Raw genomic sequence first — 350 nt, forward strand, 5'->3', positions numbered from 1 at the left:
TCGGTGAAGAGGGATTCGAACCCCCGACCCTCTGGTCCCAAACCAGATGCGCTACCAAGCTGCGCTATTCACCGACATATATGTTTGACATCTTATCAGATGATTCTGCCCGGTCTAAACCAACAGATTTAATAGTGGTCGGTGAAGAGGGACTCGATGCAACTGGGCTTCCAGACCTCGACCCTCTGGTCCGCTATTCTCAAAATCCTGAGATGCGCTAACAAGCTGCGCTATTCACCGACAATAAATAATGGCTGTATGAACTTGCCACTATTTTTAAATAGTGGTCGGTGAAGAGGGATTCGAACCCCCGACCCTCTGGTCCCAAACCAGATGCGCTACCAAGCTGC

2 tRNA genes are annotated in these 350 nt (G+C 50.0%); both read right to left on the bottom strand.

The annotated features are described in order from the left end of the window. Positions 1 to 74: transfer RNA gene (locus ACVA53_RS25040), tRNA-Pro, on the bottom strand. Between the two features lie 61 nt (positions 75 to 135). Next, positions 136 to 240: transfer RNA gene (locus ACVA53_RS25045), tRNA-OTHER, on the bottom strand. Between the last annotated feature and the right edge of the window lie 110 nt (positions 241 to 350).

It is taken from the genome of Photobacterium sp. DNB23_23_1, assembly GCF_052873815.1.